The sequence below is a fragment of the Halalkalibacter sp. AB-rgal2 genome, from assembly GCF_041821005.1.
Lineage (GTDB): Bacteria > Bacillota > Bacilli > Bacillales > Bacillaceae_D > Halalkalibacter.
In genome coordinates this window covers 94,273-103,794 of sequence record NZ_JBGUAV010000012.1, presented here as the reverse complement: position 1 = coordinate 103,794, position 9,522 = coordinate 94,273, and the positions used below count along the sequence as shown (strand labels likewise).

Sequence of the window (9,522 nt, the reverse complement as noted above, 5' to 3'; positions counted from 1 at the left end):
GTCTGGCACATACTTCTGCCATTCCTCTAATATCGGTGGATGACGCACAATCAGTACATCACAGCTCACTTTTTCACCGTATACAAGCATAGATACTTGGTCTCCACCCAATAACTCTCGTACCTGTGGGTTCATCTCCGTCGCTGAATTTAAATCATAACGAGATAGCTGAACCAATCCTGTCCGTAGCCCCAGCCTTCTTTGTGCCTTGATTTCCTCTACATTCGACATGTTTGTCCCACCGAGTAAACGGAACTCTGATGCGATGATGACATCAAAATGTCGCCTCCCATCAGGCTTGTCCTCTCGTTTGGGCCACATTGGCTCCGGTACCGGAAATGGTCGCTCCTCCTGTGGAAATGGATAATATAATGACTTTCCGCTTTTGTGATACGTTTCATGAGCATCTTTATATTCTTTTCGGGCACCCATAAAGTAACCAGGGAAACCAAAAGCTGAGTTTCCTGTTAATGAATCCTCCGTTTGCCGTTGAAAGGAGAGCGGAGCCGTATCCAAAGAAACGACAGACCTTTCACCAAATGTACATTTTACTCTTTTAACCAACTCAGAATCACCTGCAAAGCGAACACTATCCCAAAAACCTATCTTCTCTATTACATTTTTTCGTCTAAACATAAAAGACGACATATTGGCAAACATGTAAATTCCAGGCTTCCCACGACGATAAAAAGTTAATTGATTTGTTGTTCTAGCTTGGTTAGAAAAGTTAGCAATAACTGACCGATTTGCTTCTAAATGTCTAACTTGAATCTCAATTTTCTCAGGGTGAGACCAATCATCGGCGTCATTAATCGTTACATAGTCACCAGTCGCAATTTGTAAAGCAATATTACGAGCTACATATGCTCCCCCATTCGTTGGAGTTGATAAATAGTTAACACGTTGATCTTGGTTAGCGTAACGCATAATAACGTCTTTTGTATGATCCTTACTACAATCATCAACGACTAATATTTCAAGGTTATTCCATGTTTGTTTGAACATCGATTCAATTGCTGTTCCTATTGTTTCAGCACAATTGTAAGCCGGTATAATAACAGACACTTTCGCACCTTGATCGCTAACTTCCCTTTCAGTAGTTCCAATTAAACGATCATATAATGTTTGATCATCCCCATTCGCAAATGAGATTGGAGACACTTGAAAAGTCCGATACATTTCATTTAATAAAAGCATCTTCTCCTCAGCACTTTCAATCAAGCTTACAAGCCCTAAATAGAGGTCAACATGTTTAGAGTGTTGTAGCTCACCTCGCAGTAATTGTATCGCTTGTTCAACCTCCCCTAAACGAGCATAACACTCTGCCTGTAAGACTTTGGCTCGGCGAATAGTACTTGAGTCCTTCTCACCCTCTAATGCGATTTTAAGATAATAAAGACTTTGCTCTGCACCACGCTTGCTATATTGATTAACATACCAAACTGCTAGCTCCCATGCAGCGTACTTCCTTAGAATCCCCTCTTCCGCAGCTAAGGCTTTAAAATCCTCAATAGATCGATTACTAAATCCTAATTCGTACAGACGATACTTCATTCGTTCTATCTTCCGAATTTGCGCACGCTTTTTTCCTGGATTTATGATTTTCTTGAGTTTTTCCTTTTGCTTCTCGGTAAGTATGTTCGCCATCTTTTCTTTTTGAGTCGTACTCAAAAATTGATATAAAAACCAATCAATCGACGCTATGAGGCTTCGTTTCATTACTCGTAACACAGTTTACCACCGCCGTTATTATCCTTTGTTTTGTACCGTTTCACGCTTCTTCTTAATACTTTCTTGATAAAGTTCGACCGCTTGCTCAGGATCTCCATCAAACTGGATTTGCCCTTTTTTCATCCAAATCGCCCTTGTACACAATTGTCTCGTTAATGTCATGCTGTGTGTAACAATAATAACCGCCTTCGCTTGTTCCATCATTTCTTGAATTCGTTCACTAGCCTTTTGCTGAAAAGCAATATCTCCAGTTGAAAGTGCTTCATCAATAATGAAAATATCTGGTTGAAGGGTTGCTGCAATACTAAAACCAAGACGAGCCTTCATACCACTTGAATAGTTCTTAACTGGCTTGTCAATTGATTTTTCTAGACCAGAAAATTGGACAATTTCCGGAAAATCCTTTTCAACCTTTGCTTGGTCTATTCCAAGGAGCATGCCATTCAAATAAATATTATCGGTTCCCGTTAATTGTTCATTAAACCCTGCACCATAGCTTAATAAAGAAGTGGTTTCACCATTTAATTGTAACGTCCCTTCTTCAGGACGCAATATACCTGTTAAGACTTTAGTCAATGTGCTTTTTCCTGCTCCGTTATGACCGATGATCCCAACAACTTCCCCTTCTTTAATTTCAAAGCTAATGTTCCTTAATGCCCAGAAGGGTTGTTTATTTAATTCAAAAGAAACAGCTACATTATCCGCTTTTACAATAGCTTGATCTTGAATCCTCGTAACAGTTTTTTCTAATTCTAGCTTCTCTTTCTTTCGTCTCTTCCTTGCTGGTATGGATTTCTTGTATTGTTTAATAATCTCAGCAGGCTCCCCAATAGCCCTAATGACACCTTTATCTAACCAAATTAAACGATCACAATTTCTCTTTGCATATTTCAGACTATGTGTGACTAAAATAACCATTTTCGCTTTTTTCACAAGTTCTCTCATCTTTTGTGCTGCTTTCTGACTAAACTCTCGATCTCCAGTGTTTAAAGCTTCGTCTAAAATTAAAACCTCAGGCTCCATATGAGCTGCCACACTAAAACCTAATCTTGCCTTCATTCCACTCGAATAATACTTCATTGGTTGATCTAGGAAATTCCCTAAATCTGAAAACTGATGAATATCATCAATATATTCAGTTATTTTATCTTTCTCGATTCCAAGCATCATCCCGTTTAAATAAACATTCTCTCTACCCGTTAACTCTTTCTTAAATCCCATTCCTAAAGAAAACAGTGCAGTTACTTTTCCATCTACATGAATTGAACCTTCATCCGGCTGCAAAATACCCGAAATTAATTTACATAACGTTGTCTTCCCTGATCCATTTGATCCAATAATCCCTAATACTTCACCTTTGTATCCTTGAAAATCAATATGCTTCATCGGCCAAACATACTTTGCTTGCCCTTCTACCTGTTTCCCCTTAAATAAATCGATCATTTTTGATTTATAATCATCTCGTTTACCAACAGGAAAACATACTCCGAGATTATCAGCTTGAACAATCACTTCACGACTCTGATCGGGTAACATGTTATCTTTACACATGATGAACTCCTTTACAATGCCTTAATAATTTTGTGTTCGTTTCGACTATAATGATAAAGCATACCAACACTTACAAGTGCTGATACAAAAGCAATGACCGCAAGACCTATTAAGTTAGGAGCGGCTTGATACATTAATACATCACGATAACTATTTACTAGAATCGCAACCGGGTTAATATCAACAACCCAACTATACTTATCAGGTAATCGATCGCCCATCCAAATTATCGGTGATGCATAAAATAGAACTCTTGTTACATGAGTAAGAACATAATCAATATCACGAATAAAGACATTAAAATACGCCAACATTAATCCTATAGCAATTAAAAAGATCAATTGTACAGCAATGATCAGTGGTAAGTACACAACTTGCCACCCTGGTATGATTCCGTTTAAAGCTAAGAAAATAGCAATGATTACTAAACCAAAGGCGAAATTAAATAACTGTGATATCGTAAAGGCAAATGGAAAAATCGTTTTAGGTAAATAAACCTGATTAATAATAGATGCATACTTTGTAATTGATTTAGCTGAAGAATTAACTGTCGTACTAATCCAACGCCACGATATTAAACCAATGGCTAAATACACTAAATAATTTTCACCTGATCTCCCTAAAATGATAGAAACGAGGAAAAAATAGACTGCAACATTTAACAGAGGGTCTAATAACCACCAAAAATAACCTAAATAGCTATTTCGATGTTCAGCTTTCAAACCTGATTTCACTAAATAAATTAATAGGTCTTTTCGTTTTATAATTTCATTTATATAATTTCTCATTCTCTTTAACTACACCGCCTACATTAATTTCAGACTGCTTTTTTCTTTAGCTAATGGTTCTTTATCCTCACCTAGCATACTTCACCAACTTAAACACCACATAATGACTAAAATACCACAAGCTTTTAACAAGATTTAACCCTTCGATTTCGCGGTACACGCGCCAGTTTTGCTTAGCCATTTTCACCTTATTGCTTGAAACTGATTGACGTCCAACACGATACAAAGCTAATGGCTCCTTTAGACCGTATGCAGTAAAGCCTCGCTTACAAATGTGTAGCCAGAGGACGTAGTCTTGGCGCGAGCGGATATTGACCATTTCAACGGCTCCGACCTTTTCTTTGTCGAGCATAACCGTCAGGCAGCCAATCACATTATGCTTCAATAAATCCTTATATGTCGCTTCGTCAGGCACATCTTCTAGCTTATCTGTTACATTCCCTTCTAGATCCATCACACGATATTGAGTGAAGGAAAAAGCGAGATCACGTTCTTGCATAAATTGAAGCTGTCTCTCTAGCTTATTCGGAAGCCACATATCATCACTATCTAAAAAAGCAAGGTAGCGTCCGCTTGCTGCTTCAATGGCTGTATTTCGAGTAATAGCTGGACCACTATTTTGAGCTAATTGAATAAAGCGAATTCGTGGATCGCGGCTTGCATACGCTTGTACGATTTGAGCTGTATCATCTGTTGAACAATCATCTACAATTAGCATCTCCCAGCTTCCATACGTTTGCGCTAAGACTGATTCAATTGTATCAGCCATATAAGTTGCTGCATTGTATGCAGGGGTAATAATCGAAACATCGGCTTGTTGATTATTCAGCTTAGTCATTACTCCCCTTCCTTTCTATTGATGAGAAGGGATTAGTTTATGATACCAAGCAACTAGCTTCTCCTCTTCCTTCTCCCAATTTAATTCGTTAACTACAGCCTGTCGACCATTTTCACCCATTTTCCTCGCTTCTTCACGATTCGTTCGTAAATATTCAATCGCATCATAAACGGCCTTCTGATCATGAGGATCAACTGCTAATCCACATTGATGCTTATCGATAAACGACTTCCACACCGGAAAGTCCGAGCATAAAATAGGCAGGCCATGACTCATGTATTCAAAGAACTTCGTAAGCTCTTTGCGCATATAATGAGGATCATACGGAAAAAGCGCGATTCCAGCCAGCCATTGCTTCTCTAAATAGGCTTGGTCAATTTCGTCTTTTGGCACATATCGTTCAATCCCTTCAATGATAATGTGCTCTTGTTTACCTTTAGCTTCGACATACATTTGTTCAGCTAAACCTTTTGCGCACTTCCCATAGAAACGTACGGTTACATCAGGATGAAAAAGTGGAATTCGTGCTTGTGTCAGTGCTCCTCTCGTTTCAGAAAGGTTCCCTGTATAGATTAGCTCATCACAAGTTTCATTCGTCTTTCGTTCTGCTTGAATCGCACCTTGATCAAGGATAGGATAATTTAATAGGCACATGCCTCGCTCATATTTTTCTTGATAATATTTTTCGGCTAAACAAAGCTCAAGCCTTCTCGAGAAGAACGATTCCATTAATCGATACGCCTTCGCTAACACCTTTTGTACGAGCTTTGGTAAATACTCTTTTTGCAAAATACTCGTTTCATAATCCTCGTGGATATCGTAGATGACGACATTAGATTTCTTCTTCAAAAGCCACGCAACTGGAAGTAATTCAGGATCGTGAATCGTGTAAACATCCGCTTGAAGCTTCTTTGCTTTTCGATACGCTTCAAACGTAGAAAGCAGCATTCGTTTTATCCGTCCGTTTCTCTTTTGTAATGACGTAACATGAATATCACTTGTACCGATAACCTCTTCTCCATTTGGAGCAATCAATGTGACATCGTAGCCTGCTTTTTGTAATGATTGACACTGTTTATAATAAATCCTTGGATCTAGTGGATGATGAACGGTCGTTATATGTACGACCTTTTGATTTTTCATCAGTAAATCACATCCTTTAACGCTTTAACGTTTGTAGAAATAACGCTTCATATTGAGCAACAATCTTATTAGCGTCAAAATGAGCCGCGCGTTCCATTCCATTTCGAGAAACCTGTTCACTCTTTTCCTTATTATATAAAAGTACTTTTTCCATCTTTTTTGCTACATCGATTTCATTACCAACTTCGCATAACTCGCCATACTTACCATCATCCAATACCTCTCTTGGCCCTGAATGACAATCCGTCGCTACGACAGGTGTCCCTGTAGCAAGTGCTTCTGCAATAACATGACTGAAGCCCTCATGAATCGACGTCAGTACAAATAAATCAGCCTTGGAAAAATATTGATAAGGATTCGCCTGGAAGCCTAAGAAATGAATACGATCAGCAATCCCTAATTCGACACCAAGTGAGAGTAAGCTCTCTTTTAACGGCCCTTCTCCTAATAAAATGAGTTGACTACTCACTTTTTGATTTAATGCGTAAAACGCGCGTATAAGAGTTTCTTGATCCTTTTGCTTCACTAGACGCCCTGCTGTTACAATGACCTTATCTCCCGTATCAAATAATGCTTGATGAACAGAATCCATATCTTCTTCTTTCCGTTTCTGTGCAATCAATCGTAAATCTACCGGATTATAAATGACCTTAACCTCTTCAGGCTTCACTTTGTACCGCTTCACTAAGTTCGCCTTCACCCCTTCTGATAATGACACAATTTGGTGAGCGAGTTTATAAACAAGACCAAAGCCGATCAGCTGCATATTTTCTTTAAAGCTTCCACCTAAATTATCTGCTTCTCGAATCACATTTTTAGCACCTGTCCTTGATAAACGATTGGCAAGAATCGCAATCGTATTCACTCGCGGAATGGTACTAAACACGAGATCAATTTGTTCCGTTTGTATAATCTCCTTAAGCCGTCCAATAGACCGACTTAAGCGAGCTGTTTCTAATTTAATAAATGTCACATCTTCCTTTAATTCATTCTCATAAGACCCATTCATATTAAGGGTCACTAAATAAGGGGCAAAGCGTTCACGATCAACATTATTTATAATATTTAATAACGTTCTCGCCGCTCCTCCTCCACCCATTTGGTAAATAAAAAAGAGGATTTTCACTTTCTTCATCACAAGCTACCGACCTTTCTAATTAGCGGTACGTACTTTGCTCATAAACCAATAATCGATTATACCATATTCACTTAAATGAAGTCTCTTTTCTTTTAATCGTTACAAACGATGACACAACATTTTTAATATTTTTCATATATCTCTACCTACACAAGACTTTTTTAATTCTTTTAATTATCTAATATAGGTTGCTCATTGATACAGAAAGAGGTTTAATAGAGTTGAAGCAATTTCAACGATTTACATTGTTTGGAATGACACGTTCATTTCATACTTATGATAAAATAGATTGACATTATCTTTAAGAGGTGACTGTTCATGAAGGTTCGTAAAGCCATTATTCCAGCTGCAGGTCTTGGAACACGATTTTTACCTGCTACGAAAGCCCAACCGAAAGAAATGCTTCCAATTGTCGATAAGCCAACGATTCAATATATCGTGGAAGAAGCAGTAGCTGCCGGTATTGAAGATATTATCATCGTGAGTGGCCGTGGAAAACGGGCTATTGAAGACCATTTTGATAAATCATATGAGCTTGAAGAAACATTAGCTCACAAAGAAAAGTATGAAATGCTAAAAGAGGTTCAGTCGATATCCAATATTGCGAACATCCATTACATTCGGCAAAAGGAACCAAAAGGACTTGGACATGCGATTGCTTGTGCTAGTCGCTTTATCGGTGACGAGCCCTTCGCAGTTCTATTAGGCGATGATATTGTTGAATCAGATACTCCTTGCTTGAAGCAACTGATAGATGTATACAATCGATACCATTCATCTGTTGTCGGCGTTCAGCCTGTAGCAGATGAGGACGTTTCAAAATACGGCATCATTGCACCAAAGGGCAATGAAATTGAAGAGCATGTCATTCATGTCGAAACATTAGTAGAAAAGCCTAAACCTGCAGAAGCTCCATCGAACTTCGCCATTATGGGACGTTACGTTCTACGCCCTGAAATATTTGATATTTTAGCGAAGCTTGAGCCTGGAGCAGGGAACGAAATCCAATTAACAGATGCGCTCGTTAAGCTTAATCAGCAGCAAGCTGTGTTAGCATGTGAATTTACTGGAAAACGTTATGATGTCGGTGATAAGCTCGGATTTATCCAGGCAACGATTGACTTTGCGTTAAACCGTGATGATCTTCGCGATGATGTGTTGAAATACATCGAAAAGAAAGCGAACGAAAACCTTGTAAAGTAAGGCTACAATAATTAAGACAGCGCCTCATTTGATGATTCGCTGTCTTTTCTCCATTTCCTCTAAACGGCTATTCAGCATACCCATAAGGATTCATCCTCTGCCAATTCCACGCATCGCGACACATTTCTTCGATTCCTTTTTCCGCTTTCCAATCTAACTGCCGAAATGCTTTTGTCGGGTCAGCATAACAGATCGCTATATCTCCTGGACGTCTCTCACTTATGACATATGGTACATTTCGCTCTGATGCCTGCTCAAAGGCCTGAATCATTTCTAGGACACTATACCCATTCCCTGTTCCCAAATTATACGCATCGATCCCTGTGAATTGGCTTAATTTCTTAAGTGCTTTCACATGTCCTTTAGCTAAATCCACGACATGAATATAATCACGAATGCCTGTCCCATCTTTTGTCGGATAATCATGACCGAATACCGTTAGCTCGTCCAATTTTCCGATTGCCACTTGAGTAATAAAAGGCATTAAATTACTCGGAATTCCATTTGGGTCTTCACCAATAAGTCCACTAGTATGTGCTCCTACTGGGTTGAAATAACGGAGTAGCGCAATCGACCAATCTGACTGAGCACGAAACAAATCTTCTAGCATCTGTTCAATAACAAGCTTTGTTCGTCCATAAGGGTTTGTTGCTCCAAGTGGAGTTGTTTCAACTAAAGGTACATCGTCAGATAATCCATATACTGTTGCCGATGAGCTAAATACTAGCTTTTTCACTCCGTACTTTTGCATCACTTCACATAAATAAATCGTCCCTGTCACATTTTGATGATAATAGTGCAATGGCATTTCAACAGACTCCCCAACTGCTTTTAATCCAGCAAAATGGATGACCGCATCAATGTTGTATTTTTCAAACACTGTCTCTAACTGTTCATAATCCAATAAATCAACCTGTTCAAAGGCACACGTTTTCCCTGTAATTTGCTCTACTCTTCTAATCGCTTCACGATGACTATTGGATAAATTATCCACAGCAATGATGTCATAACCTTCCTCAAGTAACTCAACGCAAGTATGGCTTCCGATATATCCAGCTCCACCAGTAACAAGAATCATCACTACTCACTCCTTTATCGTAACTATATCATAAGGAAATTTCTTTCAACAT

General features: G+C 38.7%; 8 protein-coding genes. 1 reads left to right on the top strand and 7 read right to left on the bottom strand.

Annotation, left to right across the window (positions count from 1 at the left end):
- The 6 genes from ACERJO_RS11680 to ACERJO_RS11655 all read right to left on the bottom strand — a co-directional run.
- Positions 1-1,731 (bottom strand): glycosyltransferase (locus tag ACERJO_RS11680; RefSeq protein WP_373647564.1); only part of this gene is annotated, 1,731 nt, incomplete at its 3' end.
- An 18-nt stretch (positions 1,732-1,749) separates the two neighbouring features.
- On the bottom strand, positions 1,750-3,282 hold the full coding sequence (locus ACERJO_RS11675) for an ABC transporter ATP-binding protein (RefSeq protein ID WP_373647562.1): 1,533 nt from the start codon (positions 3,280-3,282) through the stop codon (positions 1,750-1,752).
- Positions 3,283-3,293: 11 nt separating this feature from the next.
- Positions 3,294-4,070 carry an ABC transporter permease gene (locus tag ACERJO_RS11670; protein WP_373647561.1) on the bottom strand — a complete coding sequence of 259 codons (777 nt, stop codon included), beginning with the start codon at positions 4,068-4,070 and terminating at the stop codon, positions 3,294-3,296.
- 67 nt (positions 4,071-4,137) lie between these two features.
- Positions 4,138-4,908 carry a glycosyltransferase family 2 protein gene (locus tag ACERJO_RS11665; RefSeq protein ID WP_373647560.1) on the bottom strand — a complete coding sequence of 257 codons (771 nt, stop codon included), beginning with the start codon at positions 4,906-4,908 and terminating at the stop codon, positions 4,138-4,140.
- A gap of 15 nt (positions 4,909-4,923) precedes the next feature.
- On the bottom strand, positions 4,924-6,051 hold the full coding sequence (locus tag ACERJO_RS11660; protein ID WP_306421060.1) for a glycosyltransferase: 1,128 nt from the start codon (positions 6,049-6,051) through the stop codon (positions 4,924-4,926).
- A 16-nt stretch (positions 6,052-6,067) separates the two neighbouring features.
- Positions 6,068-7,186 (bottom strand): glycosyltransferase, encoded by a 1,119-nt coding sequence (locus ACERJO_RS11655; RefSeq protein ID WP_373647559.1) that lies wholly within the window; start codon positions 7,184-7,186, stop codon positions 6,068-6,070.
- A gap of 321 nt (positions 7,187-7,507) precedes the next feature.
- Here ACERJO_RS11655 and galU point away from each other — a divergent pair, with 321 nt between their 5' ends.
- Positions 7,508-8,392: a UTP--glucose-1-phosphate uridylyltransferase GalU gene (gene galU, locus ACERJO_RS11650; protein WP_247102800.1), complete on the top strand. Its 885-nt coding sequence runs from the start codon at positions 7,508-7,510 to the stop codon at positions 8,390-8,392.
- A gap of 67 nt (positions 8,393-8,459) precedes the next feature.
- On the opposite strand, the gene galE is transcribed toward galU, so the two are convergent.
- Positions 8,460-9,473, bottom strand: coding sequence for a UDP-glucose 4-epimerase GalE (gene galE, locus ACERJO_RS11645; protein ID WP_373647558.1), 1,014 nt, complete (start codon positions 9,471-9,473; stop codon positions 8,460-8,462).
- Between the last annotated feature and the right edge of the window lie 49 nt (positions 9,474-9,522).